The sequence below is a fragment of the Variovorax paradoxus genome (genome assembly GCA_016806145.1).
Taxonomy (GTDB): domain Bacteria; phylum Pseudomonadota; class Gammaproteobacteria; order Burkholderiales; family Burkholderiaceae_C; genus Variovorax.
Map to the genome: position 1 here is coordinate 5,726,400 of CP063166.1, position 26,140 is coordinate 5,752,539.

At 70.2% G+C, this 26,140-nt stretch carries 28 protein-coding genes and 1 pseudogene; 11 read left to right on the plus strand and 18 right to left on the minus strand.

The window, feature by feature from the left end; translation table 11 throughout:
• Positions 1-5 precede the first annotated feature (5 nt).
• On the minus strand, positions 6-752 hold the full coding sequence (locus INQ48_26840; protein ID QRF56898.1) for a Crp/Fnr family transcriptional regulator: 747 nt from the start codon (positions 750-752) through the stop codon (positions 6-8).
• A 53-nt stretch (positions 753-805) separates the two neighbouring features.
• Here INQ48_26840 and INQ48_26845 point away from each other — a divergent pair.
• Positions 806-2,453 (plus strand): annotated as a pseudogene (locus INQ48_26845) (adenylate/guanylate cyclase domain-containing protein).
• A gap of 171 nt (positions 2,454-2,624) precedes the next feature.
• Positions 2,625-3,086 carry a hypothetical protein gene (locus INQ48_26850; protein ID QRF56899.1) on the plus strand — a complete coding sequence of 154 codons (462 nt, stop codon included), beginning with the start codon at positions 2,625-2,627 and terminating at the stop codon, positions 3,084-3,086.
• A 103-nt stretch (positions 3,087-3,189) separates the two neighbouring features.
• On the opposite strand, the gene INQ48_26855 is transcribed toward INQ48_26850, so the two are convergent.
• The 6 genes from INQ48_26855 to INQ48_26880 all read right to left on the minus strand — a co-directional run bounded on the left by INQ48_26855 (position 3,190) and on the right by INQ48_26880 (position 9,349).
• Positions 3,190-4,251 carry a maleylacetate reductase gene (locus INQ48_26855; protein ID QRF56900.1) on the minus strand — a complete coding sequence of 354 codons (1,062 nt, stop codon included), beginning with the start codon at positions 4,249-4,251 and terminating at the stop codon, positions 3,190-3,192.
• 97 nt (positions 4,252-4,348) lie between these two features.
• Positions 4,349-4,759, minus strand: coding sequence for a DoxX family protein (locus tag INQ48_26860; protein ID QRF56901.1), 411 nt, complete (start codon positions 4,757-4,759; stop codon positions 4,349-4,351).
• Positions 4,756-6,219 carry an MFS transporter gene (locus INQ48_26865; protein ID QRF56902.1) on the minus strand — a complete coding sequence of 488 codons (1,464 nt, stop codon included), beginning with the start codon at positions 6,217-6,219 and terminating at the stop codon, positions 4,756-4,758. Before INQ48_26865 ends, INQ48_26860 begins: the two co-directional genes overlap by 4 nt.
• Positions 6,162-7,382: a 3-hydroxybenzoate 6-monooxygenase gene (locus INQ48_26870; GenBank protein QRF56903.1), complete on the minus strand. Its 1,221-nt coding sequence runs from the start codon at positions 7,380-7,382 to the stop codon at positions 6,162-6,164. The genes INQ48_26865 and INQ48_26870 overlap by 58 nt, the downstream gene beginning before the upstream one ends.
• Before the next feature lies 1 nt (position 7,383).
• The gene (locus INQ48_26875) at positions 7,384-8,355 is read right to left on the minus strand and encodes an amidohydrolase (GenBank protein ID QRF56904.1); all 972 of its coding nucleotides are present in this window, start codon (positions 8,353-8,355) and stop codon (positions 7,384-7,386) included.
• 7 nt (positions 8,356-8,362) lie between these two features.
• Positions 8,363-9,349: a tripartite tricarboxylate transporter substrate binding protein gene (locus tag INQ48_26880; protein QRF56905.1), complete on the minus strand. Its 987-nt coding sequence runs from the start codon at positions 9,347-9,349 to the stop codon at positions 8,363-8,365.
• 73 nt (positions 9,350-9,422) lie between these two features.
• Here INQ48_26880 and INQ48_26885 point away from each other — a divergent pair, with 73 nt between their 5' ends.
• Positions 9,423-9,872: a MarR family transcriptional regulator gene (locus INQ48_26885; GenBank protein QRF56906.1), complete on the plus strand. Its 450-nt coding sequence runs from the start codon at positions 9,423-9,425 to the stop codon at positions 9,870-9,872.
• 9 nt (positions 9,873-9,881) lie between these two features.
• Here INQ48_26885 and INQ48_26890 read toward each other — a convergent pair whose 3' ends face one another.
• From INQ48_26890 to INQ48_26915, 6 genes are all read right to left on the minus strand, one after another.
• A complete protein-coding gene (locus INQ48_26890) occupies positions 9,882-10,913 on the minus strand; it encodes an RNA 3'-terminal phosphate cyclase (protein ID QRF60914.1) in 1,032 nt (343 codons plus the stop codon).
• Positions 10,914-11,036: 123 nt separating this feature from the next.
• Positions 11,037-11,915, minus strand: coding sequence for a nucleotidyltransferase domain-containing protein (locus INQ48_26895; protein ID QRF56907.1), 879 nt, complete (start codon positions 11,913-11,915; stop codon positions 11,037-11,039).
• Positions 11,916-11,942: 27 nt separating this feature from the next.
• Positions 11,943-12,620 (minus strand): hypothetical protein, encoded by a 678-nt coding sequence (locus tag INQ48_26900; GenBank protein ID QRF56908.1) that lies wholly within the window; start codon positions 12,618-12,620, stop codon positions 11,943-11,945.
• Positions 12,620-13,534 carry a zinc-ribbon domain-containing protein gene (locus INQ48_26905; GenBank protein ID QRF56909.1) on the minus strand — a complete coding sequence of 305 codons (915 nt, stop codon included), beginning with the start codon at positions 13,532-13,534 and terminating at the stop codon, positions 12,620-12,622. Before INQ48_26905 ends, INQ48_26900 begins: the two co-directional genes overlap by 1 nt.
• 59 nt (positions 13,535-13,593) lie before the next feature.
• Entirely contained in the window at positions 13,594-14,820 is a 1,227-nt protein-coding gene (locus tag INQ48_26910) for an RtcB family protein (GenBank protein ID QRF56910.1), read from the minus strand.
• Between the two features lie 146 nt (positions 14,821-14,966).
• A complete protein-coding gene (locus tag INQ48_26915) occupies positions 14,967-16,118 on the minus strand; it encodes a slipin family protein (protein ID QRF56911.1) in 1,152 nt (383 codons plus the stop codon).
• A gap of 317 nt (positions 16,119-16,435) precedes the next feature.
• Between INQ48_26915 and INQ48_26920 the strand changes: the two genes are divergently transcribed.
• The 7 genes from INQ48_26920 to INQ48_26950 all read left to right on the plus strand — a co-directional run bounded on the left by INQ48_26920 (position 16,436) and on the right by INQ48_26950 (position 21,820).
• Entirely contained in the window at positions 16,436-16,804 is a 369-nt protein-coding gene (locus INQ48_26920) for a hypothetical protein (protein ID QRF56912.1), read from the plus strand.
• Positions 16,805-16,814: 10 nt separating this feature from the next.
• The gene (locus tag INQ48_26925; GenBank protein QRF56913.1) at positions 16,815-18,425 is read left to right on the plus strand and encodes a sigma 54-interacting transcriptional regulator; all 1,611 of its coding nucleotides are present in this window, start codon (positions 16,815-16,817) and stop codon (positions 18,423-18,425) included.
• 18 nt (positions 18,426-18,443) lie between these two features.
• The gene (locus tag INQ48_26930) at positions 18,444-18,998 is read left to right on the plus strand and encodes a 2'-5' RNA ligase family protein (protein QRF56914.1); all 555 of its coding nucleotides are present in this window, start codon (positions 18,444-18,446) and stop codon (positions 18,996-18,998) included.
• Positions 18,995-19,558 (plus strand): exonuclease, encoded by a 564-nt coding sequence (locus tag INQ48_26935; protein ID QRF56915.1) that lies wholly within the window; start codon positions 18,995-18,997, stop codon positions 19,556-19,558. Before INQ48_26930 ends, INQ48_26935 begins: the two co-directional genes overlap by 4 nt.
• The gene (locus INQ48_26940; GenBank protein QRF56916.1) at positions 19,555-20,439 is read left to right on the plus strand and encodes an alpha/beta hydrolase; all 885 of its coding nucleotides are present in this window, start codon (positions 19,555-19,557) and stop codon (positions 20,437-20,439) included. The genes INQ48_26935 and INQ48_26940 overlap by 4 nt, the downstream gene beginning before the upstream one ends.
• Positions 20,436-21,401, plus strand: a complete 966-nt coding sequence (locus tag INQ48_26945; GenBank protein QRF56917.1) for an ornithine cyclodeaminase family protein — start codon at positions 20,436-20,438, stop codon at positions 21,399-21,401. The genes INQ48_26940 and INQ48_26945 overlap by 4 nt, the downstream gene beginning before the upstream one ends.
• A 134-nt stretch (positions 21,402-21,535) precedes the next feature.
• A complete protein-coding gene (locus tag INQ48_26950; protein ID QRF56918.1) occupies positions 21,536-21,820 on the plus strand; it encodes a hypothetical protein in 285 nt (94 codons plus the stop codon).
• A gap of 43 nt (positions 21,821-21,863) precedes the next feature.
• Here the strand turns inward: INQ48_26950 and INQ48_26955 are convergent, their stop codons facing one another.
• Positions 21,864-22,292 carry a hypothetical protein gene (locus INQ48_26955; GenBank protein ID QRF56919.1) on the minus strand — a complete coding sequence of 143 codons (429 nt, stop codon included), beginning with the start codon at positions 22,290-22,292 and terminating at the stop codon, positions 21,864-21,866.
• A 239-nt stretch (positions 22,293-22,531) separates the two neighbouring features.
• Between INQ48_26955 and INQ48_26960 the strand changes: the two genes are divergently transcribed.
• The gene (locus INQ48_26960; GenBank protein ID QRF56920.1) at positions 22,532-22,915 is read left to right on the plus strand and encodes an immunity 22 family protein; all 384 of its coding nucleotides are present in this window, start codon (positions 22,532-22,534) and stop codon (positions 22,913-22,915) included.
• A gap of 30 nt (positions 22,916-22,945) precedes the next feature.
• On the opposite strand, the gene INQ48_26965 is transcribed toward INQ48_26960, so the two are convergent.
• From INQ48_26965 to INQ48_26980, 4 genes are all read right to left on the minus strand, one after another.
• Positions 22,946-23,161 carry a hypothetical protein gene (locus INQ48_26965; protein QRF56921.1) on the minus strand — a complete coding sequence of 72 codons (216 nt, stop codon included), beginning with the start codon at positions 23,159-23,161 and terminating at the stop codon, positions 22,946-22,948.
• Between the two features lie 176 nt (positions 23,162-23,337).
• Complete coding sequence (locus INQ48_26970; protein QRF56922.1) at positions 23,338-24,114, minus strand: Crp/Fnr family transcriptional regulator; 777 nt, start codon at positions 24,112-24,114, stop codon at positions 23,338-23,340.
• Positions 24,115-24,224: 110 nt separating this feature from the next.
• Complete coding sequence (locus INQ48_26975; protein ID QRF56923.1) at positions 24,225-24,557, minus strand: hypothetical protein; 333 nt, start codon at positions 24,555-24,557, stop codon at positions 24,225-24,227.
• Positions 24,554-25,792: an EAL domain-containing protein gene (locus INQ48_26980; protein QRF60915.1), complete on the minus strand. Its 1,239-nt coding sequence runs from the start codon at positions 25,790-25,792 to the stop codon at positions 24,554-24,556. Before INQ48_26980 ends, INQ48_26975 begins: the two co-directional genes overlap by 4 nt.
• Between the last annotated feature and the right edge of the window lie 348 nt (positions 25,793-26,140).

Consider the following 26,140-nt stretch of genomic DNA (forward strand, 5'->3'; position numbering starts at 1 on the left):
CAGGCTCAGGACGCGTCGCCGCGCACCTGGGCGACCATCCGCTCCAGTCGGCCGGCATCTTCCAGCACCAGCGCGCGGCCGTCCTTGCGCAGCACGCCGCTGCGCACCAGCGCATTGAGCTCGCGCGTGACCTGCTCGCGGTTGGTGCTGATCTGGCTGGCCAGGGCCGCATGGCGCGGCGCGGGTTCGAGCCGCGCCTGGTTGCCGTCGAAGCCGGCGCCGCGTGCCAGCCGCAGCAGTTCGGCATGCAGCCGGTTCTGCACGCCCAGGGTGCTCAGGTCGATCACGCGTTCGCTGAGCTGACGCACCAGCGCAGCCAGCCGCTGCATCACGCGCTCGGCCACCAGCGGCTCGTCGCGCAGCAGGGCCAGGAAGGCGGCACGCTCGAGGCTCGCGACCACGCAGGGCTCGAGCGTGACCACGTCGGCCGAACGCGGCCCGCCGTCGATGGCGGCGATGTCACCGAAATGCTCGCCGGCCTCGGAATCGCGGAAGGTCACCTGGCGGCCATTGGCCGAATAGGTGGTCACGCGCACGCGGCCCGAGACCAGCAGGAACACCTCGCCCTGCTGCTCGGCGCGCAGCAGCAGCGGCTTGCCCGCGGCCACGCTGTGCCACAGGCACTGCTGCGCGAGCTGGTCGAGCCGCTGCTCGGACAGCCCCGCGAGCAGCGCGATCTGGCGCAGCGCGAGGCTGGAGCGCGGAGCGGCCGGAGCCGGGGAGGAAGACGGGGAAGGTGTGGTGGAGGCCATGCCGGGTCGGTGGGCGCCGCGCATTATGCTCGGGTGCCCTTCCGACCCGCCGCATGCACAGACGTTCCCCATCCGCCCTGAGAACGCCCACGCGGCGCAACCTGCGCTGGGCCAGCGGGATCGTGCTGATGGCCTACGTCACGCTGCACCTGCTCAACCATGCGCTGGGCATCGCCTCCTTCGCCCGGGCCGAGGCAGTGCTCGACCAGTTACGCGCCTTCTGGCACAGCCTGCCCGGCACCCTGCTGCTGTATGGCGCCGCGCTGGCGCACCTGGCGCTGGCCGTGGTCGCGCTGTGGGAGCGGCGCACGCTGCGCATGCCGCCACTCGAGGGCCTGCGCGTGCTGCTGGGCTTCTCGCTGCCGCTGCTGCTGGCCACGCACCTGACGGCGATGCGCGGCGCCTACACCGTCTACGGCATCGAGGGCTCGTATGCCCGCGTGGTCTGGGGCCTGTGGGACCTGCCGGGCGCGAGCGCGCAGTTCGCGCTGATGCTCGCGGCCTGGGTGCATGGCTGCCTGGGCCTGCACTTCGCGCTGCGCGTGCAGCCCTGGTACCGCCGCTTCTCGCATTTGCTGCTGGCCATCGCCGTCGTGCTGCCGCTGATGGCCGCCGTGGGCTTCGTCTCGATGGGGCGCGAGTTCCAGTGGACCGGCGTGCCGCCGACGGCCGTGCCCACGGCCGAGCAGTCGCGCGCGCTCGGCACGATCGAGCGCAACATCAAGCTCTTCTATGCGCTGGCGCTGGCCGCGCTGCTGCTCGCGCGCTGGGGCCGCACGGCCTTCTACCGCTGGTCGGGCCGGCCCTCGATCGCGCTGCGCTATCCCGAGCGCACGGTGCACGTGCCGCGCGGCTGGAGCGTGCTCGAGGCCAGCCGCTCGCACGGCATCGCCCACCTGTCGGCCTGCGGCGGCCGCGCGCGCTGCTCGACCTGCCGCGTGCGCGTGAACGGGCCGGCCGGCCACGTCGACCCGCCGGGCCGCGACGAGCAGCGCACGCTCGAACGCGTGCGCGCGCCGGCCGACGTGCGCCTGGCCTGCCTGCCAGCTGCGCCCGCGCGGCGACATCGAGGTCACGCCGCTGTTCGCGCCGCGCCCCAACAAGGGCCGGCCCGCGCCCGTGGGCAGCTTCGGTCACGAGCGCGACGTGGCGATCCTGTTCGTCGACCTGCGGCGCTGGTCGGGGCTGTCGGAGCGCCAATGGCCCTTCGACCTCGCCTACGTGCTCGACCGCTACTTCGCCACCGTCGGCGCCGCGGTGCGCGAGGCCGGCGGCGTGCCCAACCAGTTCATCGGCGACAGCGTGATGGCGATCTTCGGCCTCGAGACCGACCTCGCCACCGCCTGCCGCCAGGCGCTGCGCGCCACCGCGCTGATCGGCGAGCGCATGGACGCCTGGAGCGAGGGCTTCGAGGCGCAGTTCGGCCAGCGGCTGGACTTCGGCATGGGCCTGCACGCGGGCCGCGCCGCGGTCGGCGAGGTCGGCTACCTCGAGACCACCACCTTCACCGCGATCGGCGAGGTGGTCAACACCGCGAGCCGGCTGCAGGACCATTCGAAGAAGGCTTCGGCGCGGCTGGTGCTCTCGCTGTTCGCGGCGCAGCAGGCCGGCGCGGCCGACACGCTCGGCGAGCCCGAGATGCTCGCGGTGCGCGGGCGCACCGAGCCGCTCGCGGTGCTGTACGCGGTGCGAACGGCCTGAGCCTTCGTCCCCGTTTCTCCCCACTGCCCGTGGGGTTCACGGCCCCCGCGCGATCGATCGAAAAAAGCGGTGCGCAAACGCACAGCGCAAACCACGATGCGGTTTCACACTGCATCCCGTGGCAACGACGAATGTCCGCCGCCCACACAGACATCCGAAGGGACTTCCATCATGAACACCAAGCAACTCATCGCCCTCTCCGCTTTCGCACTCGCAGCCGGCGCCGCCTCGGCCCAGACCGTGCCGGCCGAAGCCTGGGTGGGCGCGCCGATCGCCACCACCGGCAGCGCGCTGAGCCGCACCGACGTGCGCGCCGACCTGGACCGTTCGAAGACCGTGGCCCAGGCACCGCAGGAAGCATGGGTCGGCAGCGAAGCCGGCGAGAACGTGGCCGCGGGCGCGCTGAGCCGCGCCGAAGTGAAGGCCGACCTCGCGCTGTGGACCCGCGCCGGCCTCAATCAGTACGCGCGCATCGACGGCATCGACAGCACCAACCCCGATTTCCGCCAACGCACGGCCGCCTACGAGCGCCTGCGCAACAGCCCGGCCTACCTGGCCGAAGTGAAGCAGCTGCAGGGCGTGCCCTCGGTGGCCAGCACGCAGCCCGCGGGCGGCGAAGCGGCCGCGAACTGAGCGCCGCAACCGGACCTCGCGCGAAGGGCGCGAAGGTCCCGCCAGCACGGCGGGCCCTTCGCGCCCTTCTTCTTTTGAGCTCGACGAAGAAGAAGGCGGCCGCTCAGGGACGCGCACCTTCCCAGGCGTTCTGCAGCAGCGCGCGGATCGCATCGCGCTCCAGCGGACGCGGATTCGGATACTGGTTCTGCAGCGCATGCGCGCAGGCCACGTCGAGGTCGGCTTCCTTCATGCCGATGTCGCGCAGCGCCACCGGCGCGCCGTTGTCGCGCGCGAGCTCGTACACGGCCTGCGCCGCGCTGTTGCCGCCGAGCGCGCCGGCGATGCGCTCCATGGCGCGCGGCGCCGCCGCGGCGTTGTAGGCCAGCGCATGCGGCAGCACGATGGTGTGGGTCTCGGCATGCGGCAGGTTGAAGCTGCCGCCGAGCGTGTGGCAGAGCTTGTGGTGCAGCGCCATGCCGACGTTGCCGAGCACGGTGCCGCACAGCCATGCGCCGTACAGCGCATCGCCGCGCGCCGCCACGTCCTGGGCCGACGTACGCAGCACGGGCAGCGCACGGCCCAGCGCGGCGATGCCCTCCACAGCCATCAGGTCCATGATCGGATTGGCATCGACCGCGTACAGGCCCTCGGCCGCATGCGCGATCGCGTTGATGCCGCTGGTCACGCTCATCGCCACCGGCAGGCTCAGCGTGAGCTCGGGGTCGTAGATCACGGTGCGCGGCAGCACGCGCGCGTCCTTGCCGGTCTTCTTCATGCCGGCCTCGGTGATGCCGTAGATCGGCGTCATCTCGGAGCCCGCATAGGTGGTGGGAATGGCGAGGATCGGCAGCCCCGAATCGAGCGCGATCGCCTTGCCCAGGCCGGTGGTCGAGCCGCCGCCGATGGCCACGGCGCAGTCGGCATCGAGCCGCCGTGCCACCTCGCGCGCCTCGCGCGCGGTCTCGATCGGCACGTGCATCACGGCGCGGTCGAACACGCCGGCCGCATGGTCGCCGAGCAGCGCGGCGATGCGCTCGGCCTGCGGCCGCTGCTCGGGCGTGGACAGCACCAGCGCGCGGCGCGCGCCGAGCGCCTCGATCTCGCGCGCCAGGTGCCGCAGCGCGCCGGCACCGAAGACCACGCGCTGGGGTGCGCTGTTGTAGACGAAGGAGGAAATGGTCATGCGTCGGGCTTTCTTTTTCAGGGCGCGAGGCGCCCGCCGCGAGTCTCCCGCGCGCCCGCGCGCGCTGCCATGCCGCGAACGGAAAGCAGTTTTCCGCTCAGCGCACAGTGTCGCTGGCGCGGGCCTGCACGATCAGCAGCAGGAAGCCGCCCACCATCGCCACGTTCTTGAGGAAGTTGTTGAGCTGCGCATTGAACTGCGCCGCGTCGGCCGCCCAGAAGGCATGGGCCGCGAAGGCGGTGGCGATGGTGAAGAGCGCGAGCGCACCCGCCACCCACTTCACGCGCCAGCCCGCGACCAGCAGCAGGCCGCCGCCGATCTCGAGCGCGATGGTCAGCGGCAGCACTACGTCGGGCAGCGGGATGCCGAGCTTGGCGAAATAGCCGAGCGTGGCGCCATAGGTCATGAGCTTGCGCGTGCCCGCGATCAGGAAGATCGCGGCCATCAGCACGCGGGCCGCCACCACCGCCGCGCCGCCCTCGCGCGCACCCACCGTTGCCGTCGTCATGTCTTTTCTCCTTCGCGCGTCGCCGCGCCGTTGTTGCCGTTGTTGCCTTTGCCGAATCCCGTGCGCCCCATGCAGAACACCATCGCGCACGACAGCAGCGCGGGCAGCGCCGCCGCCACGAACAGCGCGCCGTTCGACCAGTGCATCCCGATCAGCCAGCCCGCCACCAGCGGCCCCGCGATCGAACCCGCGCGGCCGATGCCAAGGCTCCAGCCCATGCCGGTGGCGCGCACCGTGGTCGGGTAGACGCTCGAGGCCAGCGCGATCAGCGCCGGCTGCGCGCCGACGATGCAGAAGCCGCTGACCACCACCGCCGCCAGCATGGCCGCGAGCGGCAGCGCGGGCTGGCCGATCAGCGCGATGGTCAGCACCGCGAGCGCGAACACCGGCACCAGCACGCGGTAGAAGCCCACGCGGTCGATCAGCGGCCCCATCGCCACCGTGCCCACCACGCCGCCCACCTGAAGCAGCGTGCCGGCGGCCACCGCCACGTTCGCGCTGTAGCCCGCGTCGACCGCCAGCGTGGGCAGCCAGTTGGCGAGGAAGAACAGGTTCAGCAGGTTGAGGAAGTTGATGCCCCACAACAGCAGCGTGGCGCGCGCGCGGCCGCCGCGGAACAGCTCGGCCACCGGCGCGCCGTCCTGCTTCGCCTCGTGCACCACGTAGCGGCTGGCGGCATCCACCGGCACGCCGGGCGCGATGTGGCGCAACCACTGCTGCACCCGGTCGAGCCGGCGCCCGCGCAGCACCAGGAACTGCATCGACTCGGGCATGTAGCGCAGCATCAGGGCAGCGATCACCAGCGGCACCACGCCGCCGAACACGAACACCGCGCGCCAGCCGCCCAGCGGCAGCAGCAGCGCGCTGATCGCGCCGCCGAGCACCGCGCCGCCGGTGAAGCCGCACGAGACCCACATCATCAGCGTCACGCGCCGCCGGTGCGGGCTGTACTCGCTGGCCAGCGCGCTGGCATTGGCCATGATGCCGCCCAGCCCGATGCCGGTGACGAAGCGCATCGCGAGCAGCTGGCCCAGCGTGTGGACCCCGGTGGTCGCGAGCATGCACAGCGCGAAGAACACCGTGGCCGCGATCAGCACCGGCCGGCGGCCGAAGCGGTCGGCGCAGATGCTCAGCACCAGCGAGCCGACCAGCATGCCCAGCAGGCCGGCGCCGAACACCGGGCCCAGCGCGGCCTTCTCGATGCCCCATTCGTGCACGATCGCGGGCGCCACGAAGCCCATCGCCTGCACGTCGAAGCCGTCCATCACCACCGCGCAGCCCACCAGCACCAGGATCCAGCGCTGGAAGCTGCTGACCGGATGGCTGTCGATCAGCGCGGGGATGTCGATCGGCGCGCGCACTTCGGCGGCACCGCCCGTGCCCGCGGATTCGGCGATGGCTCTCACGCGAGGGCCTCGTCGAGATCCAGGCAGTGCTCGGCGCTCCAGCCGTAGAGCCATTCGAGCGCGTCGTAGAAGCGCTCCTGCGGCCGGCCCTTCCACATGCTGTTGCGCACCTGCCGCTCCACGCCCTTGGCGTGATAGATGCGCCCCATCTCGCGCGCCGACAGCACCACGCGCGCGGTGCGCGCCACGCGCGACCGCTCGTACAGCGCGAGCGCGCGCGGCCAGTCGCCTTGTTCGCGGCGCAGCGCGAGGCCGAGCGTGACCGCGTCCTCGCAGGCCATGCAGGCGCCCTGCGCGAGGTACTGCACCATCGGATGCGCGGCGTCGCCCAGCAGGGTGGCGCGGCCGAAGGTCCATTGCTCGATCGGGTTGCGGTCGGCGGTCGAGTAGCGCTTCCAGGCCTGGGGCACGCGCAGGATCTGCTGCACCCGCTCGCAGGTGCCGGCGAAGAAGCGCAGCAGCTCGGCCGGGTCGCCATCCATCGAGCCCCATTCCTCGGGCCGGTCGCTGTGGAAGGTGGCGGCCAGGTTGAACTTGTCGCCGCCCTTGAGCGGGTAGTGCACCAGGTGGCAGTTGGGGCCGACCCAGATGCACGGCGCGGTGAAGCGCAGCGCCTCGGGGAACTCGGCCGTGTCGACCACCGCGCGGAACACCACATGGCCCGACACCCGGATGCCGTCGCCCACGTACTGCTGTCGCACCACCGAGCGCACGCCGTCGCAGCCGATCAGCGCCTGGCCTTCGTGGCGCCCGCCCTGCGCGTCGATCAAGGTCACGCCCTCGGCGTCCTGTTCGATCTTCACGCCTTTGGTCGAGGTCAGGAACTCGATCCGGCCGTCGCGCGCCGATTGGACGCCGTCGAGCAGCGCGCCATGGATGTCGGCGCGGTGGATCACCGCATAGGGATTGCCGAAGCGCTCGCGGAAAGCGTCGGCCAGCGAGATGCCGGCCACGCGCCGCGCATCGAGCGCGTCGAACATCACCATCTCGTCGGTGTAGACCGCCTTGGCGCGCAGTTGCGCGCCCACGCCGAGCGCATCGCAGGCCGCGAAGGCGTTCGGGCTCAGCTGGAAGCCGGCACCGATCTCGCCGATCCGGCCGGCCTGCTCGATCACCTTGACGCGATAACCCTCGCGCACCAGCGCGAGCGCCGCCGCCAGCCCGCCGATGACGCCGCCGGCCACCAGCACCGGCCGTGTGTCTTTCGCAGCGCCCATCTCAGTTCAGCCCGAACAGCCGGCGCGCGTTGTCGCGGCCGATCTTGCGGCGGTCGTTCTCGCTGATCTCGCAGCGGTCGAACCAGCGCGCCGCGTCCTCGTGCTTCTCGAACGGATAGTCGACCGAATACATGATTCGGTCCGATCCCACCTCGAGCAGGGTCGACAGCAGCGTGGGCGTGCGGAAGTTTCCGCTGGTCGTGATGTGCACGTTGCTGCGCAGGTAGTCGCCGATCTCCCTGTCGCAAGGCATGCCGCGGCGGCCCTTGCGCAGGATGTGGTCGACGCGCCAGATGTTGAACGGGATGCCCTCGCCGAAGTGGCCGAGGATCATCTGCAGCTCGGGATGGCGGTCGAACAGGCCGCTCGACAGCAGTCGCAGCGCATGGATGCCGGTCTCCACCGCGAAGGCCCAGGTCGGGCCGGTGAGCCAGTGCGCGCCTTCGTAGATCGGCTCGCGCGGCAGCAGCGGGTCGCGCGGATGCATGTAGAAGGGCTTGCCCAGCGCCGCGGCGACGCGCCAGAAATCGGCGAAGCGCGGGTCGTCGTAGTAGACGACCGTCTGCTCGTCGCCCACCTGCGAGAAGCCGTTGACCAGGAAGCCGTGGAAGCCCAGTTCCTTCACGCAGCGCTCGAGTTCGCGCGCCGCGGCCTCGGGGTCCTGCAGCGGCAGCGCCGCGAAGCCGCCGAAGCGCGCGGGATGGCGGCGCACCTGCTCGGCCAGCACATCGTTGGCGCGCTTGGCGACCTCCACCGCGCGCCTCGCGTCGGGAATGCCCTGCACCGCGGGCGAGTTCAGCGAGAGGATCGAGAAGGCCGTGCCCCACTGGTCCATCTGCTCGAGGCGCTGCTGCTCGAAGTCGAGCAGGTTGCCCTTCAGCGTCTGCCACACCTCGGGCCGTGCGTAGACCTGCGAGTCGGCGATCGTCAGGTCGATCGCGAAATGCTCTTCGAGCGCAATCTTGTCTTTCATGGGGTGTTCACTCCGGTTTGATGTTCAGCTTGTCGAGCACGTCCTGCCAGGTCTTGCGGTCCTCGGCGATGTAGCGCGCCAGTTGTTCGGGCGTGCCAGGGCGCGGATAGGTGCCGAGCTCGCGCGACTTGGCGACCACCTCGGGCAGCAGCAGCGCCTCGTTCATGTCCTTGTTGAGCTTCGCGAGCACCTGCGCGTCGACGCCCTTCTTCGCGATCACCGCGAACCAGCCGTGTGCCACCGCACCGGGCACGGTCTTGCTCGCGAGCGGGAAGGCCTCGAGGCCGGGCTCCACGCGGTCGCCCATGCTGGCCAGGATGCGCATGCGGCCGCCCTGCACGTTGCCCGCGACCACGTTGTAGGTCTCGACCATCATCTGGGTCTGGCCGCCGAGCGTGGCCTGCATCGCCTGCGCGCCGCCCGGGTAGTGCACCTCGAGGAACTGCGCGCCCGACTGCAGCCCGAGCAGCGCCGAGGCCAGGTGGGGCGCCGTGCCGCGGCCGTTGTCGGCCACCTCGACGCCCTGCGGCCTGGCGCGCGCGGCCGCGATGAAGTCGGCCAGCGTCTTGTGCGGCGAGTTGCCGGGCACCGCGAGCATGAAGGGCGCCACCGCCGCGAGCGTGACCGGCACGAAGTCGCGGTTGAAGTCGTAGCTCACGCCCTTGATCGTGCTCGGCGCCACCGAGATCGCCGAGCCCTGCACGAAGCCGAAGCTGTAGCCGTCGGCGGGCGCGGCGAGGATGCCGTTCATGCCGATCACGCCACTGCCGCCGGGCCGGTTGTCGACGACCACGCCCTGCCCCCACTTCTCGCCGAGCTTCGCGCCCACGAGGCGGATCAGCACGTCGGGCGCCGAGCCGGCCGGGAACGGCACGATGAATCGCACGGCCTGGGTCGGCCATTTCGTGGCCGTCTGCGCCCGGGCAACCGGCAATGCCGAAACGAGGGCCAGCAGGGCCGCGACGGCGTGCCTGCGCGAGTGTCCGAGGCTCATCTTCTTGTCTCCATTTACTTGATTATTCAAATAAGTGGGCGGACTATATACTTGAACAATCAAGCATGTCTAGATGAAAACCCTGAGTCAAGAACACGACCTCGAGAAGGCCATTCCCTTCCTGCTGGCACGCGCCGGCGCGCGCATGGGCAATGCCTTCGCCAAGGCCCTCAAGCCCTATGGGCTGAGCCTCAGCGAGTGGCGCGTGTGCGCGTCGCTGCAGCACACGCCGCGCCAGACGCTCTCGGAGCTGGCGACGCATGCCTCGACCGACCTGTCGGCGCTGTCGCGCATCGTCGACCGGCTCGCGGCCAACGAGCTGGTGATGCGGGAGAAGTGCGACACCGACAAGCGCGCGGTGCGCATCGCGCTGACCGAGCGCGGTCTGGCGCTCACGCTCGAGCTGATCCCGCTCGCGCAGCACTACGAGGCGGTCGCGATCTCCGACTTCAGCCCGGCCGAGGTGAAGACCCTGCGCGCGATGCTGCTGCGGCTGTACGCGAACGCGACGCCGCTGGCCTGAGGCGCCGGCTCAGGCGGGTTCGACGCGCACCGTCGAGGCCGCGCGCGCCTGCGCGATCGCGAAGCGCACCGGAAGGAAGCGCTCGATCACCGCGCAGTTGGTGCGCGTGTGCTCGGTCACCTCGCTGCAGGTGAACGCCGCGCCGCGGCCGCTCTGCCAGCTCGCCAGCGCCAGCAGCAGCGCGAGCTGGTCGGCCAGGTGCGGACCGACCGCCGCCTCGCTCCTGAGGAAGCCGCGCAGTTCCTTCACCAGCGCATGCGCCACCTGCTCGGCGCTCAGCGTCTTCTCGCCGAAGGCCGTGAACACCTCGGTCACCTCGGCATGCGCGAGCGTCGCGATCAGCGCATTGCCCGGGCCTTCGTTCTGCCGCGTGGCGCCGTAGCGCAGCTGCTCGCCGGTCCAGCCCATCGCCGCGCCCAGGGTCTCGAGCTCGCGCGTCATCACATGGCGCGCGATGCCCGGCGCCAGGCATTCGGCATGGCGCTCCAGCGCCTCGCCGCGCGAGAGCAGGTCGAAGGGCTGCAGCGCGCCGGCCGCCGGCACGATCTCGGCCTCGACCTCGCCACCGCCGGCCGGATAGAAGCCATGGCGGCGCAGCTGCAGTCGCAGGTCGGCGCCGAGGCGGCGCACCAGCGGCGCGAAGGCCCGCTCGAGGAAATGGAACGGCGGCGCCATCGGGTTGTGCGTGCCGCCGCTCAGGTGCAGCCGGCTCGCAGCACCCGCCAGCAGCAGCGGCGGCAGCACGGTCTGCAGCACCAGCATGCAGCTGCCCGCGCCCGAGATCGCGAAGCGGTACTCGCCCGCGCGCACCGGGCCCGGCGCGAAGCGCAGCGACTGCGAACCGAGCTCGGCGCCCTCGACGGCTGCGCCGCTGATGGCAGACGCCGCGTTCACGCACGCGAGGTGCTGGCGCATCAGGCCCGGCTTGGCTCGGCCGGCGCGAATCTTCTCGATGGCCATGGGCCGGCCCGTGACCATCGACAGCGCGAGGCTGGTGCGCAGGATCTGGCCGCCGCCCTCGCCTTGGGAGCCGTCGAGCATCACGGCCTGCAATGGCGCCGCATGCGCCGGTTCTCGTTGGATTTTTTCTTCTTTCATGGCTGTTCTTCTCGTAGTGAGCGCGGTCCTCGCGCGCCCCTGTTCCCCGTTGTCCTTGCTGCGTCCTCAGCCGCAACCCTGCGACTCGTGGCGCACCGCGCCCTTCGCATCGCCGCCCCCGAAACGCAGCACCGTGTCGCTCAGGAAGGCATCGAGCCCCGACGCATCGGCCGGCGGCAGCGCCGTCAGCGGTTCGGCCGCATGCGCGGCCAGCTCCGCCTCGATGAAGGCATGGATGCCCGGCCAGCGCGGGCTGGTCGCGGCCTCGCCCGCGCGCATCTTCACCTCGAGCAGCGCGTTGATCTCGTCGATCAGGGCGGCGTCGCGCACCGCATCGAGCGTGTGCTGCGCGAGGTCGGCGAAACGCATCGGCGGCACGCCGGGCCGCATGCGGATCCAGCGCGCGGCCAGCAGCGGTCGCAGCACGTAGAGGTACTTCTTGTAGCGCACCGTCTCGGCCTGCAGGTGCTCGCGGAAGTTCTTCTTCGCCATCGAGGCGTAGTGGTGCCAGCCGCGCGCATTGGAGAACACCGCCTCCGACAGCGCGCGAAAGCGCGGCATCGCCTGCGCGTCCTCGCGGTAGACGATCGGCGAGCGCAGCCACTCGAGCAGCGTCGGGTTCGACTCGCGCATCAGCCCCAGCGCCTTGCGCAGTTCCCAGCCGTTGATGTCGAGATCGCCGCTGATCGGCAGCTCGATCACGTCGCGCCGCGGCGTCACCGTGAGGTACCACGGCAGGCGGTTCACGTAGATGAAGCGCACGTCGTAGTCGCTGTCGGGCGAGGCGAAGCCCCAGCCGCGGCTGCCCGATTCGCAGGCAAACAGCACCGTGACCTCGTGCCGGGCCTCGATGGCGGCGAGTTCCTCCATGATCTGCGCGCGCATGGCGGGCTCGACCGGGTGGGCCGAGCGGATGCGTTCTTCTTCATGCCGTTGCGGTTTCATCGTTGTCCTTTCCCTGTCGTTCGTCATTCAGTCCGTCGTGCTCGCCATCACCGCGGCCAGCGTGCCACGCCGCGGATTCCACACGGTGAAGCACCAGATGCCCCACCACTCCTTGCCGTCCTCGAAATACGCGCTCCAGGTGCTGCGCTCGGGCTCGCGCTCCGGATCGCCGACCCAGTCGAGCAGCACGAGGCCCTCGTCCGGCAGCAGCCCGACGGCCTCGCAGAAGCGCGGGAACAGCGAGGCCCGCTCGGCTTCGTCGGCCACGGTCAGCGGATAGGGCGGATCGCCGAAGGCCTGGCAGAGCCACTCGAACCAGTCCACCTCGTCGAGCTCGCGCGTGTGCGCGATGCGATGGTTCGGTGGATAGCTGTCGGCGGCGATCACCGCCGCCGCATCGAGCCGCGTCGCGCTTGCGCTCGCCACGTCGAAGGCCCGTTGCGCATCGAAGCTGGCCGGCTGCAGGGACGGGTTCTTTTCCATGGCCTCGCGCCAGTGGCGTTCGGCCCGCGCCATCGTTTCCTCGCCCAGCCGCCGCAGCACCTCGCGGTGATGCGCTTCGCCCACGGCCGGTGCCTCGCCGGCCACGCGGCAGACGCTGAACTCGAACACCACGCCCACGCGCTGCAGCGTGGCGCGCAGCGCGTCGTGCGCCGCCGCCTCCCCCGATGCCATCGGCACGACCTCGTCCTTCGATGCGCTCATTACGGCTTGCTCCCGAATCGTTGGGCCCACTGGCGGACCTCCTTGTCCGCGTGGGCGTTCAAGGCCGCGATCTGCGCCGGCCCGGGCACGCGTCCCAGGCAATGCGCCAACGCCAGCCACCGCAACAGCCGATGATGCCCGTCGCCGCGCCGCGCGAACTCCGCCTCGCCGCATGCCGCGAGGCGCGCCGACGGAATGGCGGCCAGGAAGGCACGCCAGTTCCACGGGCTCGCATGGCCGCGCAGGCAGGCTTCGAGGGCCCAGTCCTCGTCGACCGGATGGCGCAGCTTCGCGGCCAAGGCCTCGACGGCCACCTGCGCACCCTGTCGCTCCCAGCTGTTCCATGACGGTTGCCAGGCATCGACCAGCGCGCGCAGGCGCGCGAGATCGGCTGCCGAACCCCAGCGTCCCAGTGCCTCGATCGCCAGCGTGCGCAGGCCCCACCATTTGCTCTCGAGCGCGGCGTCGACTTCTTCGCGCGCCGCGGGCGTCGCAGGTGCGTCGGCGAACGCGCGCAGCCGTTGCGACATCTCGCCGAGCAGGTTCGCGCCCTCGCCGTCGCGCGAGGCGGACCGCGCCGCGCGCAACGCCCGCCGGCATGGCAGGCAGCGCACCGCGCGGCTGTCGATGTTGGCGTGCATCGTCTCGTACCACCACTTCTGCTGCTTCGCCGTCCACACCTGCTCGGCACCGCAGTCGCGGCAGGTGAAGGCGCGGTCGACGTAGTAGGTGGGCAGCGCGCCGTAGGTGTTGTTGTGGCGTGCCAGCACCGCCACGTCGGCGGGCTCCAGGCCCGGCGCGCGCCGCGACAGCAGATGCCGCTGATCGGGCAGGCGCAGTTGCGCCTCGATGCGCGCCGCGCGCTCGAGGCGGCGGCTGCGGATCTCGGCGCGGCGTTGCTTGTTGCTCTTCATCTCGTCGTCCTCGTCCAGTCTCTCTGAAAAAGGAGGCCGGTCGGGACGACCTCCTTGCGCTAACCCTTCACGCACACCACCTGCTTGAGCGTGTAGACCACCTCCACCAGGTCCTTCTGCGCCTCCATCACCGCGTCGATGTCCTTGTAGGCCATCGGGATCTCGTCGATCACGTCGGCGTCCTTGCGGCATTCCACGCCCTCGGTCGCGGCGATCTGGTCGGCGATCGTGAACAGCTTCTTCGCCTTGGTACGGCTCATCTTTCGACCGGCGCCGTGGCTGCAGCTCATGAAGCTCTCGGGGTTGCCCTTGCCGCGCACGATGTAGCTCTTGGCGCCCATGCTGCCGGGAATGATCCCGAGCTCGCCGGCCTTCGCGCTCACCGCGCCCTTGCGGGTCACGAGCACGTCCTCGCCGAAATGCGTTTCGCGGCTCACGTAGTTGTGGTGGCAGTTCACCGCTTCCACATGCGCCTCGAAGGGCTTCGCGATGACCTTGCGCGCGGCCGCGACCACGCGCTGCATCATCACCTCGCGGTTCGCACGCGCGAACTTCTGGGCCCAGCCCACCGCGCGCACGTAGTCGCCGAAGTACCGGGCGCCTTCCTCGAAGTACGCCAGGTCCTGGTCGGGCAGGTTGCGCTGATGCAGTTGCGCGTCCTTCTTCGCGAGTTCGATGAAGTGCGTGCCGATCGCGTTGCCCACGCCACGCGAACCCGAATGCAGCATGAACCACACGGCGCCCGCCTCATCGAGGCAGACCTCGATGAAGTGGTTGCCCGTACCGAGCGTTCCCAGGTGCTTGTGGTTGTTCGTGTTCGAAAGGCGCGGGTAGTCCTCGCAGATCGCATCGAACTCATCCACCAGCTTGGCCCAGGCAGCGTCGGTTTCGTCGGGTGGCGTTTCCCACGAGCCCTTGTCGCGGCCCATGCGCTTGGGGTTCGAGCCGTGCGGCACGGCCTTCTCGATCGCCGAGCGCAGCGGGCCCAGGTTGTCGGGCAGGTCGTTGGCATGCAGCGTGGTCTTGCACGCCATCATTCCGCAGCCGATGTCCACGCCCACCGCGGCCGGGATGATGGCCTTGAAGGTCGGGATCACCGAACCCACGGTCGCGCCGATGCCGTAGTGCACGTCGGGCATGGCCGCGATGTGCTTGAACACGATCGGCAGGCGCGCGGCGTTCTCGAGCTGCTTGCGCGCTTCGTCTTCCACGGGCACGCCGCGGGTCCACATCTTCACGGGCACGCCGTTGGTCACTTCGTGCAGGTCGTAGTTCTGTTGTTTCATTTTTTTCTCTCCGTCTATCTGTTCTTCACGATCATTGTGGTGGACACGGCGGGATTGCCCGGCTTCGCCCTCGGCCTGCGGCCAGTGGCCTTGGCAGTGGCGCTCCCTTCTGTGCCTGCGTGCCCTTGCCCCTGATCTCCCGTCGCTCAAGCCCCGTTCGGCCGCAGCGTCACGAGCCCGTTGAGCACCTGGTCCAGGCCGCCGACCACCGAGATCTTGTCGATCCGCTCGGCCACGCGCTCCAGCGTCTCGAGTTCCTTCATCCGCAACGCGACGGGGTTGCCCTCCATCACCTTCGCGGTGTTCAGAAGCGAGCGCGTGGCCGCGGTTTCCTCGCGGCGGCGGATCACGTTGGCCTGGGCCGATTTCTCGGCCTCCACCACCTGCGCGAGGATGGTCTTCATCTCGCCCGGCAGGATGATGTCCTTCACGCCCACGCTCTCGAGCACGACACCCGAACCCTCGAGCCGTTCGCGCACCTGCGCCAGCACCGTCTGATCGATGGCTGCCTTGTTCTCCAGCAGCGCATCGAGCGTTTGTTCGCCCACCGCGGCGCGCAGACCGAACTGCAATTCGCGGTAGACATGCTCGGCCGGCTTCGGCATCTGGGCCAGGGCCTGCCGCACGTCGGCGAAGCGCCACACCGCCGACAGGTTCAGCCGCAGCCCCACCTTGTCGCGGGTCAGGATCTCCTGGCCGCTCACTTCCGCGATCTGCGAACGCAGGTCGATGCAGCTCACCGCCACCTGGCGGTTGAAGCGCCAGAAGCCGTGGTTGCCCGCCGGCAGCAGCGCCTGCATCTGCCCTTCGAGCGTCAGCACGCCAACGTGGAACTCGGGCACCTGCACCAGCAGCACGCCTTCGAGGCCCTGCACCGCACGCGGACGCAGCGCCACGCTCTGCAGCTTCGCCAGCAGATCGGCCGGCAGGCGCGCATCGACCGCCACGTCGACCACGTCGACGCGCTGCTCGCGCAACCCGCGCCAGTACAGCTTGCGCGTTGCGGGCGGCAGGATCTGCACCAGCACACCGTCCTCGTGGCGCAGGCCCACCTGCGTCTCGCCCAAGGAAACCTGCACGAACTCGCGTGCCACCAGTTCGGGCTCGCGCGCCAGGAAATAGTCGGCCAGCTCGTGCTCGAACACCGGCTCGCCGAGCGCGAAGCGCTCCAGCTTCACGGTATCGAAGCCCGCGAACACGCGGTGCTTTCCCGGGCCGAGCAGTTGCTCGAAGTCGCCGTTGCGCAGCAGCAGTGCGCGCTCGTTCTTCTTGACGGTGATCTGGTGGAAGCCCAACATTTCTTCTCTCCTTCTTCGCTTGTCGTTCGTTTCGTCGTCTTGTTCTCGGCAATGAATCCAGACCCTCGAAAGGGCAGGCGGCGGGCCTCGCGGTCGCCAGGGGCTGCAGCGCGGCGCTCGCGCGGTTCGGTGGTGCCTCCTGTCGTCGCGATCGCAACGCCCTCCTCACCGTCCTCGCCGTCGATGGCCGCGCGCAATTCCCTGATGCACGCACGGTGCGCAAGCCGCCTGCGCTTGGCACGGTGTCGCGCGCCGCAGAACCGGGGCCCTGCGCCATCGCTCCGGTGTGCCGGGGCGGGGGGCTTTCGCCCCATCAGATGGCGGTGCACGCACCGCCGGGTTTTTCGCGGGAATCGAACCCGCAACGCCATGTGATCCACACGGTGCTCAACCATGAGCAAACTGGATCGAGTCCAGTCGCCAGGCAGTTCAACAGCGGCATACCGCCGACCCAAGACAGGTCTGGCCTGCGGCACCGGACCGCTTTCATGCGGTACCTGCGAGCGGATGAACTGCATCCGGACGGGTTCTTCATTGCAGGCCGCGTGCCAGGTTGCGGCAATCCGCGGCACGGAGCGGCCGGAAGCGCGCAAGTCATTGATATTCCTGGGGAAAAGTTCTTTCCCTTCTTTGACACCTCGCCGCCCATCCGGCTAGCATTCAGAAATATTTATAAATTCAGCTAGTTTCTTATCCATGAAACCTATCGTCGTCATCGGCTTCCTCGGCACCCAGCTCGACGCCGGCCAGGGCGCCGGCCGCTGGAGCAAGTGGCGCCCCACCGTCTCGCTCGCGCAGCACGAAGACATAGTGGTGGCGCGCATGGAGCTGCTCTACACGCTCAAGCACAAGACGCTGGCCGAGCTCGTCAAGGCCGACATCGCGGCCGTCTCGCCCGAGACCACGGTCAACCTGGTGCCGATGGAGCTGGCCGACCCCTGGGATTTCGGCGAGGTCTACTCGCGCCTGTACGACTGGGCGCGCGCCTACCCCTTCGACACCGAGCGCGAGCAGTACTGGTCGCACATCACGACCGGCACCCACGTCGCGCAGATCTGCATGTTCCTGCTGTCGGAGTCGCGCACCATCCCCGGCGTGCTGGCGCAGACCTCGCCGCCGCGGCGCCAGCGCGAGGGCGAGGCCGGCATGTGCGTGCTGATCGACCTCGACCTCTCGCGCTACGACGTCATCGCGCGCCGCTTCGATGCCGAGCAGCGCGATGCGGTCGCCTTCCTCAAGAGCGGCATCGCCACGCGCAACGCGCGCTTCAACGCACTGATCGATGAGATCGAGCGCGTGGCGGTGCGCTCGCGCGCGCCGATCCTGCTGGTGGGGCCGACGGGCGCGGGCAAGTCCTTCCTCGCGCGGCGCATGTTCGAGCTCAAGCAATCGCGCCACCAGGCCACGGGCGCTTTCGTCGAGGTCAACTGCGCCACCCTGCGCGGCGACGGCGCCGCCTCCACCTTGTTCGGCCACAAGAAGGGCTCGTTCACCGGCGCCGCGAGCGAGCGCGCCGGCCTGCTGCGCACCGCGCACCAGGGCGTGCTCTTCCTCGACGAGATCGGCGAGCTGGGCCTCGACGAGCAGGCCATGCTGCTCAAGGCGATCGAGGAGAAGCGCTTCTTCCCCGTGGGCGCCGACAAGGAGGTAGAGAGCGATTTCCAGCTCATCGCCGGCACCAACCGCGACCTGCGCAGCGACGTGGCCGAGGGGCGCTTCCGCGAAGACCTGTTCGCGCGCATCAACCTCTGGACCTACGACCTGCCGGGCCTCGCGCAGCGCCCCGAGGACATCGAGCCCAACGTCGACCACCTGATGGCGCTGCATGCGGCCGAGAACCACCGCGTGGTGCGCTTCAACGCCGAGGCGCGCGCCGCCTATCTGCGCTTCGCCCAGAGCCCCGAGGCGCCGTGGAGCGGCAACTTCCGCGACCTCTCGGCCAGCGTCACGCGGCTGGCCACGCTGGCCGACGGCGGGCGCATCCCGGTCGCCTTGGTCGAGGCCGAGATCGCGCGGCTGCGCTGGCTGTGGAAGCGCGCGCAACCGGCGCCGTTCGCGGGCGAGTCACGGGCTGTCGATCTCGACGCGCTGCTCGGCGAGGAGCGCGCCGCCTCGCTCGACCTGTTCGACCGGCTGCAGCTCGAGGCCGTGTTGCGCGTGTGCCGGAAGTCGCGCAGCCTGTCGGAGGCCGGAAGGCAGCTGTTCCAGGCCTCGCGGGCGCAGCGCAGCGTGGTGAACGATGCGGATCGGTTGCGCAAGTACCTCGCGAAGTTCGGACTCGAATGGGGTCTCGTTGCCGGCACCTGAGCGGCTATCCTCCGCCCGATGGCCATCTCCGCATTCGTCGTCAAGGTCCCCGCCGCCGAGCCGATGGTCGAGGACCTGCGGCGGCACCACGACGCAACGGTCGCGCTCGGCGTGCCGGCGCACATCACGCTACTGGTGCCCTTCATGGACCCCGCGCTGATCACGGCGGAAGTGCTGACACGCGCACGGCAGGTGCTCGACGGCACCCGCGCGTTCTCCTTCGTGCTCGGCAAGCTCGGGCGCTTTCCAGCGACGGCCTACCTCGCGCCCGAACCCGCGGCGCCCTTCATCTCGATGACATTGGCGCTCGTCGAGGCCTTTCCGGACTTCCGGCCCTACGGCGGCGAGCACCAGGGCGTGGTGCCTCATCTCACCGTGGCCCACGGAAGCGCGAGCAGCGCGGAAGCAGCCGCGGGCCAACTGCAGGCGCGGCTGCTGGCTTCGGGCGCCATTCGCGCGGAATGCACGCAGGTCGCGCTGATCGAGAACTCGACGGGACACTGGAAGGACCTGCATGTCTTTCGACTGCCCGGCCTCGCGCAAACCGCGCCTCCTAACGATCGAATCCCATGACCGAGATCTACATCAGCACCGACGTCGAATCCGACGGCCCCATCCCCGGCCCGCATTCGATGCTGAGCTTCGGCTCGGCCGCCTACACGGCCGACAAGAAGCTGGTGTCGACCTTCAGCGCGAACCTGCACACCCTGCCCGGCGCCGAGGCCGACCCGAAGACCGCCGCGTGGTGGCAAACGCAGCCCGAAGCCTGGGCCGCCTGCCGCAGCGACCTGCAGGAGCCGGCGCATGCGATGAAGAACTACGTGGCCTGGCTCAAGGGCCTGAAGGCGCGGCCGGTGTTCGTGGCCTACCCGGCGGGCTTCGACTTCCTGTTCGTCTACTGGTACCTGATGCGCTTCGCGGGCGAAAGCCCGTTCAGCCATTCGGCGCTCGACGTCAAGACCTTCGCCATGGCCCTGCTGAAGACCGACTACCGCGACAGCACCAAGCGCGCGATGCCGCGGCGCTGGTTCGATCCCGGGCTGCCGCACAACCACGTGGCGCTCGACGACGCGATCGAGCAGGGCGCGCTGTTCTGCAACATGCTGGCGGAAAGCCGCGCCGCCACGCCATGAGCGTTCCACGCCGTCTCGCGCGCCTGGCCGGCCGCGCGCTGCTCGCGCTGCCGCTGCTGCTGCTCGGCGGCTGCGTCGAGTCGATGTTCTACTACCCCGACCGCGTGCGCTACGAAACGCCCGACGCGCTGGGCCTGCGCTACGAACGCGTGCGCTTCCGGAGCACCGACGGCACCGCGCTCAGCGGCTGGTTCATTCCGGCCGCGGGCCGCGCCGATCCGCGCGAGGCCAAGGGCACGGTGATCCATTTCCACGGCAATGCGCAGAACATGTCCTCGCACTGGCGCTTCGTCGCCTGGCTGCCGAAGCAGGACTTCAACGTCTTCGTGTTCGACTACCGCGGCTACGGCGACTCCGAAGGCAAGCCCGAGCCCCGCGGCGTGTTCGAGGACTCGGGCAGCGCCATCGACCACGTGCGCTCGCGCGCCGACGTCGATCCCGCGCGCTTGCTGGTGTTCGGCCAGAGCCTCGGCGGCACCAATGCGATCGCGGCCGTGGGCGCGGGCAACCGCGCCGGCGTGCGCGCGGTGGCGATCGAGTCGACCTTTTATTCCTACTCGTCGATCGCCAACGACAAGGTCGCGGGCGCCGGCCTGCTCGTGGGCGACGGCTACGCCGCCTCGAAGTACGTGGCCGCCCTCTCGCCGATTCCGCTGCTGCTGATGCACGGCACGGCCGATGCCGTGATCCCCGTCGACCATTCGCGGCGCCTGCTGGCCGATGCGCGCGAACCCAGGCGGCTGATCGAGGTGCCCGGCGCCGGCCATCTCGAGCCGATGAGCGACGCCCGCTTCGGCACCACCTATCAGCGCGCGCTCGCGGAGTTCTTCGAAGCCGCGCTGGCCACCGCACCCATCGCACCCAATCCACCCGCCCGATGAAGCACTTCGACGCCGCCGCCACCCGTGCCCCGCTGGGCTTCGAGCACCTCGTGCCCGCGCTGCGCGCCGCCTTCGCGGCCGAGGCCCAGGTGCCGCCGCGCCACGTGCACGCCATCGACAACGCGAGCGGCGACAAGGGCACCGTGCTGATCATGCCGGCCTGGAGCGAGGCCGGCTTCCTCGGCATCAAGACCATCAACATCTTTCCGGGCAACGGCGCGCGCGGCCTGCCCGGCCTGCATGCCACCTACGTGCTGTACGACGCGCACACCGGCGTGCCGCTCGCGCTGATGGACGGCGACGAGCTCACGGCCCACCGCACCGCCGCGGCCTCGGCGCTCGGCGCCTCGTTCCTGGCGCGCGGCGATGCGCGGCGGCTGCTGGTGCTGGGCACCGGCCGTATCGCGCGCATGCTGCCCGCGGCCCATGCGAGCGTGCGCCCCATCGAGGAGGTGACGGTATGGAACCACCGCCCCGAAGGCGCCGAGGCGCTGGCCGCGCAATGGCGCGCGCAGGGCTGGAGCGGTGCGCGCGCGGCCGCGCCCGGCCCCGCGGGCCTCGAGGCCGCCGTGCGGCAGGCCGACATCGTCAGTTGCGCCACGCTGGCCACCGCGCCGCTGGTGCGCGGCGAATGGCTCGCGCCGGGTTCGCACCTCGACCTGATCGGCAGCTTCACGCCCGCCATGCGTGAGGCCGATGCGCAGTGCTTCGAGGGGGCGCGCACCTTCATCGACACGCCCGAGGCACTGATGAAGGCCGGCGATCTGCTCGACGCGATCGCGGCCGGCACGCTGCGCGCCGAGGCGGTGCAGGGCACGCTGGCCGCGCTGTGCCGCGGCGAATGCGGTGGGCGCACGAGCCCGGACAGCGACGAACGCACCGTGTTCAAGGCCGTCGGCAGCGCGCTCGAGGACCTGACCGCCGCCACGCTGGTGTGGCAATCGGCCGCAACCTCGCTGTAGACCTATGACTGCATGGCACGCCTAGTGCTTATGGCCAGTCGGCGCCTCGCGAGGGCGCGCGCATACGTCAAGCGACGGATGGCGCGCCGCGCGAACGGCCGTTAATCTGGCATTGCACACAGGGAGACCCACGCATGCTCACCATCGTTCAGAAAGCCGCCATCCTCGGCAAGGCCGGCATCGACGTGCCCGCGCGCCCCGAGGACGACCTGTCGACGCATGTCGTGACGGGCTCGCCGGTGAGGGCCGAGGGCGTTTCGCAGCAGGCCCACGACTGGGGCCGTGCCATCGAGACCCTGTACGTGAGCTACGTGGCGGCGCGCGCCGCCAAGAGCCTGCGCGACGCCGAGGAGGCGCGGCAGAACGCGATGCTGAGGCGCATGGCCTCGGGTTCGCCGCCGCGCGCCTCCTTCGCATAGGGAAGCACCGGGCCCTCGGCCCGGGCGTCCACTGCTTTGTCGCTTACTTGCCCTGCGCCGCGGTCAGCGCCGGGTTCTGCATCGTCGAGATCACCTTGCTGTTCACGCGCGAACCGCTCACCACGCTCTGGTCGGGCGCCGAGGCGGCTGCCACGGCGTCGTTGTAAACCTTCGCGGGGTCAGCCATCGGCTTCACCGTTTCCGGGCCGCGCGAGCCACGGGTCACGTTCTGGTCGGCCGCGTGCGCGGTGGCCACGGCCTGCTGGTACATCGCATCGACGTCGGCCATCGGCTTCACCGTTTCGGGGCCGCGCGAGCCGCGGGTCACGTTCTGATCGGGCGCGTGGGCCGTGGCGATGGCTTCGGCTTCGACGGCTTCGCGGCTGCGGCCGCCCGTGGTCTGGGCCTGGACGGAGGCCACGGCCATCACGGCGAAAGCGGCAGCGAGGGCGAGTTGGTAGGAAGTCTTCATGTCGGTTGGATGTCGGAGGAGTTGTTTGGACAGAGTTTTCTTCTAGGGGAAACCCTGGATCACGGTAGTCCTCCGGCAAGGCGGATTGATGACGACCCCGGGCGCGCGCAGGTTGCCGGGGAACGGCGAGCCGAATGGCGCCGGTTCTGCTAGTGGGGGTCGGTCGACGGCGAAAGCGGAGAATCGATCGTTCGCTTCGCATCGAAACCCCCATCCGCCTCGCAAGGAAAGCGCGCGCCATGCACCAGACTCAGACCTGCCATTTCTGGGTAGGCACCATCCCCGAGGATTTCCCGGCCTCCTACTTTGCCGAGGACTACAGCGACGAGCGTGGCGACGACGACCCGCTCTCGCCATTCGCGCGCGACCAGGGCGAGACCTGGTACGACCACGACTTCCTCGAATACGGCTGGGGCCTCGCGCCGACGATCGCGGAACTGGTGGCCGGCTATTCGTACAGCGAGCAATGGGCCGCGGAGTTGTCCCGCCGCGCCGAAGCCGCGGGCCTGCGCGGCATCAACTTCTTCGTGTTCATCGACGAGGCGCAGATCGCGGCGCCCCGCTCGGTGGAAACTCGCGATGGCACGCTGCACTACATGGGCACCATCGAATACAGCCTCTGAGACGCAGGCTCGTCGCGTCGGGCACCTCGGCTAGCGCGCCGCCTCCCGCTCACCCTTCCCGTACGTCGCCCGGCTCCCATACGCCGCCTTCGCCCGATCCACCTCCTTCTGCGGCAGCAACTGCAGCTTCTTGCAGTTCGCGCACTGGTACAGCCGCATCCAGGGAAAGAACCGCATCCAGCCCGAACGCTGGACCCGGCCGAGGTAGTGGATGCTGCAGTTGCAGGCGGAAAAGATGGAACTCATGAAAGCCTCGAGAGGTGCGCAATCGGTGATCGCGGCGAGGGTCGAATCGCACGGATCGCCGCATGTTTCGATGCTAGGAATCGAGCCCTCTCGATGCACGCGAGATCGCATTGCAACTGTGTGGCGGTTCACAGCTCGCACCAGACAACGCGGGAAAACAACGCGAACACGCAGCCTCACTTCGTGTCAGGTTCGTCCTCGCCCTCGGCCCGCAGCAGGTCGAGTTCGTCCGGCGCGATGAAGGGCGTGTCGCCCTCGCGCTCGTCGCCCGCCGCATGCGGCTCCAGCGACTCGAAACTGCCGTGATCGGTCGACGCGAAATCGGCCACCACGTGGATGCCGTGCTCGTCCTTCCACAGCAGGCCGCGGTTCTCCATCTCGCGCATGGTCTTGTTGACGACCTCGCGCGACAGCCCGGCATACGACGCGATCACGGCCTGCGAGATGCGCTTGTCGAAGCCGCCGGTGTCGGCCGGCGCGAGCTGGGTCAGCTCATAGAGCACGCGCGCGACCAGGGTCTCGGAGGTGAGCGAGGAGATGCGGCGCAACTGGCTGCGGATGATGGTCATGCGCTTGACCGTGAGCTCGAGCAGCTCGAGCGCCACCGACGGATGCCGGGCGCAGATGTCGTGCAGGGCCGCGGCGGGAATCAGGTAGACCGAGCTCGGCAGCGCGGCCACGAGGTTGGCCATCGACTGGTAGCGCGCCTCGTCGAGCGTGGGACTCAGGAACAGGTCGCGCGGGCGCACGAAGTCGGTGGTCACGGCCGCGGCGCCGCCATGGCCGCCGACCACCACGCGCAGCAGCCCCGAGGCGACGAAATAGACCTTGTCGGTCCACTCGTCCATGCGCAGCACGGTCTCGTTGCGCCGGAACGAGCGCAATTCGCTCTGCGCGACCAGCGCCACGCGCTCCGCCGCCGGGACGTTTCGAAAAAGGGAATGCAGATACATGGTCGGGAACGGGCTCCATCCGATTCGCTTCCTTCGGGCGGAACATGCGCGGCCGAAGGCGATGGCCTTGGGCCGGGGGATCGGCGCACCGCGCCATGGCGGATGCGGCGCTAGGCGAAGGAGTCGGGCACGCCATGAGGTCGCGCAGCTTCGGCGTCGGTGTCGCGCTCGGTCATCGCCAGCCCGGCCGGTTCGCGTGCATCCGCCTTGCACGCGGCGCAGGCCGAACGCGCGGCGCGCAGCGCGGGCGAGTCGCGCAGTTCCTGCTCGCGGATGGCGGCCTCGAGCGCCAGGTACTGGTCGCGCGCCAGCAGCTGCTCGCGCGCGCGCTCGCCATGCAGCAGGACGCCGTGGCGCATGACCTCCTGCAGCGTGTGCTGCAGCACGTCGATCTGCGCGCCCAGCCGCGCGAGCTGCAGCTGGAAGTCGGACGAGGCATTCACGCGCGCCCCCCGGGGCCGCGCGCGGGCGCGCCATCGTGCGGCGGTGCGACGGCGGACACGCCGCAGCCCTGCAGCCACTCGGCGCCGGCCTCGAGCGCCACGCGGATGTCCTCCTCGCGCTCGATGCCGTCGACCACGATCGAGGGCGCGAAGCTGCCGCACAGCGCGAGCATCTCCTCGAGCAGCTCGCGGCCGAAGCGGTCCTCGCGCGCGCGCCGGATGAAGACCGGGTCGAGCTTGATGATGTCGGGCCGGCAGACCTTGGCGGCGGCGAGGTTGCCGGAGTCGCCGCCGAAATGCTTGATGGCGACGCGGCAGCCGCAGAGCTGCAGCTGCAGGCAGAAGTCGCGCACCGCTTCGAGATCGGGCAGCGTGGGTTCGCCCGCGATCTCGACCACCAGGCGCGCCGCCAGCTCGGGCTCGCGCCGCAGCAGTGCCATCAGCGAGGCCCACCAGTGGTCGCGCCGCGCGCTCTGCGCCGAGATGCTCAGGCCCAGGCGCACGGTGCCGCCCAAACGCAGCTGCCGCACCACGCGGCCGGCCGCGAGATGGTCGAAGGTGCGCACCAGGCCCAGCCGCTGCAGGCAGGGCATGAAGAGCTCGGAGCGCAGCGAGGCGGCGGCGTGCGGCTCGCCCTCGGTGTGGAAGCGCGCCTCGTGATAGAGCGGCGCCGCGAAGGCGGCGGCCTGCGCGGGCGCGCCCACCACCGGATGCCATTCGATCGCGAGGCGCCGCGCATGCAGCGCGTCGCTGACCTGCAGCGCGACGTCCATGTCCTCGCGGTAGAGCCGCTGCCAGCCCTCGGTCTGCGCGAGCTGGAAGTCGGGCGCCGGTTGCGCGGCCCACAGCCGCAGCTCGACCTCGGCCTGGCTCATGCGCCCGGGGCTGGGCGCGTCGCTCCAGCCCACGTGCAGCTGCACCAGCGCGCGCGTGTCGCGCAGTTGCACCGGCATGCCGCCGAGGTCGGTGAGCAGGCGCTCGAGCCGGGCCGAGGCGCCCTGCCGCGCCTGCCCGTCCTCGACCGGAAACGCCGGGTTGCTCCACAGCAGGAAGCAGTCGTGCCGCAGCATGGCGAGATCGGCGTCGGCCAGGCTCACGAAGCTCGTCAGCAGGCGGTACTTGATCTCGATGCTGGCGTGCAGCGCGAACTCGGCGCCGTAGACCTCCATGAGCTGCGGCAGGTTCGCGATGAAGACGAAGGCGCAGGCGCGCAGCGGCGCGCCGGTGCCCGGCATGGGTGGCGCGGCGGCGGAGTGCACGGGAAGCTGTGCCGAGGGCCCGCCGCGCGTCAGGAACGGTGAAGAAGGCGCATGGCGCGGCACGGCCGGGCGTCGGCGCCGCATGCCGTCGAAGCCCGCCCGCAGGCGCGCGACCATGGGCGCGACGAGGGACCGCACGACATGACCAGGCCTTGGCGTCGGCAAGGCAAGCGCCACGGGGCTGGTGACGCGATCACGTACGGCCATCTGGTTTCCTCCGCTAGGTAAGTTCGCCGAAATCGCAACACGCCGGGATGGGTCCGCTGCCGACCCGAGGCCGGCCGTTGCACGTTCGCGAACGGGCGGTTATGCGAATTGCGCATG

What these genes read in the sequence shown, in the direction of transcription:
- INQ48_26840 (QRF56898.1), bottom strand. Translation starts at nt 752, where the DNA reads ATGGCCTCCACCACACCTTCCCCGTCTTCCTCCCCGGCTCCGGCCGCT.
- INQ48_26850 (QRF56899.1), top strand. Translation starts at nt 2,625, where the DNA reads ATGAACACCAAGCAACTCATCGCCCTCTCCGCTTTCGCACTCGCAGCC.
- INQ48_26855 (QRF56900.1), bottom strand. Translation starts at nt 4,251, where the DNA reads ATGACCATTTCCTCCTTCGTCTACAACAGCGCACCCCAGCGCGTGGTC.
- INQ48_26860 (QRF56901.1), bottom strand. Translation starts at nt 4,759, where the DNA reads ATGACGACGGCAACGGTGGGTGCGCGCGAGGGCGGCGCGGCGGTGGTG.
- INQ48_26865 (QRF56902.1), bottom strand. Translation starts at nt 6,219, where the DNA reads ATGGCTCTACGGCTGGAGCGCCGAGCACTGCCTGGATCTCGACGAGGC.
- INQ48_26870 (QRF56903.1), bottom strand. Translation starts at nt 7,382, where the DNA reads ATGGGCGCTGCGAAAGACACACGGCCGGTGCTGGTGGCCGGCGGCGTC.
- INQ48_26875 (QRF56904.1), bottom strand. Translation starts at nt 8,355, where the DNA reads ATGAAAGACAAGATTGCGCTCGAAGAGCATTTCGCGATCGACCTGACG.
- INQ48_26880 (QRF56905.1), bottom strand. Translation starts at nt 9,349, where the DNA reads ATGAGCCTCGGACACTCGCGCAGGCACGCCGTCGCGGCCCTGCTGGCC.
- INQ48_26885 (QRF56906.1), top strand. Translation starts at nt 9,423, where the DNA reads ATGAAAACCCTGAGTCAAGAACACGACCTCGAGAAGGCCATTCCCTTC.
- INQ48_26890 (QRF60914.1), bottom strand. Translation starts at nt 10,913, where the DNA reads ATGCTCGACGGCTCCCAAGGCGAGGGCGGCGGCCAGATCCTGCGCACC.
- INQ48_26895 (QRF56907.1), bottom strand. Translation starts at nt 11,915, where the DNA reads ATGAAACCGCAACGGCATGAAGAAGAACGCATCCGCTCGGCCCACCCG.
- INQ48_26900 (QRF56908.1), bottom strand. Translation starts at nt 12,620, where the DNA reads ATGAGCGCATCGAAGGACGAGGTCGTGCCGATGGCATCGGGGGAGGCG.
- INQ48_26905 (QRF56909.1), bottom strand. Translation starts at nt 13,534, where the DNA reads ATGAAGAGCAACAAGCAACGCCGCGCCGAGATCCGCAGCCGCCGCCTC.
- INQ48_26910 (QRF56910.1), bottom strand. Translation starts at nt 14,820, where the DNA reads ATGAAACAACAGAACTACGACCTGCACGAAGTGACCAACGGCGTGCCC.
- INQ48_26915 (QRF56911.1), bottom strand. Translation starts at nt 16,118, where the DNA reads ATGTTGGGCTTCCACCAGATCACCGTCAAGAAGAACGAGCGCGCACTG.
- INQ48_26920 (QRF56912.1), top strand. Translation starts at nt 16,436, where the DNA reads ATGGCGGTGCACGCACCGCCGGGTTTTTCGCGGGAATCGAACCCGCAA.
- INQ48_26925 (QRF56913.1), top strand. Translation starts at nt 16,815, where the DNA reads ATGAAACCTATCGTCGTCATCGGCTTCCTCGGCACCCAGCTCGACGCC.
- INQ48_26930 (QRF56914.1), top strand. Translation starts at nt 18,444, where the DNA reads ATGGCCATCTCCGCATTCGTCGTCAAGGTCCCCGCCGCCGAGCCGATG.
- INQ48_26935 (QRF56915.1), top strand. Translation starts at nt 18,995, where the DNA reads ATGACCGAGATCTACATCAGCACCGACGTCGAATCCGACGGCCCCATC.
- INQ48_26940 (QRF56916.1), top strand. Translation starts at nt 19,555, where the DNA reads ATGAGCGTTCCACGCCGTCTCGCGCGCCTGGCCGGCCGCGCGCTGCTC.
- INQ48_26945 (QRF56917.1), top strand. Translation starts at nt 20,436, where the DNA reads ATGAAGCACTTCGACGCCGCCGCCACCCGTGCCCCGCTGGGCTTCGAG.
- INQ48_26950 (QRF56918.1), top strand. Translation starts at nt 21,536, where the DNA reads ATGCTCACCATCGTTCAGAAAGCCGCCATCCTCGGCAAGGCCGGCATC.
- INQ48_26955 (QRF56919.1), bottom strand. Translation starts at nt 22,292, where the DNA reads ATGAAGACTTCCTACCAACTCGCCCTCGCTGCCGCTTTCGCCGTGATG.
- INQ48_26960 (QRF56920.1), top strand. Translation starts at nt 22,532, where the DNA reads ATGCACCAGACTCAGACCTGCCATTTCTGGGTAGGCACCATCCCCGAG.
- INQ48_26965 (QRF56921.1), bottom strand. Translation starts at nt 23,161, where the DNA reads ATGAGTTCCATCTTTTCCGCCTGCAACTGCAGCATCCACTACCTCGGC.
- INQ48_26970 (QRF56922.1), bottom strand. Translation starts at nt 24,114, where the DNA reads ATGTATCTGCATTCCCTTTTTCGAAACGTCCCGGCGGCGGAGCGCGTG.
- INQ48_26980 (QRF60915.1), bottom strand. Translation starts at nt 25,792, where the DNA reads ATGCCGGGCACCGGCGCGCCGCTGCGCGCCTGCGCCTTCGTCTTCATC.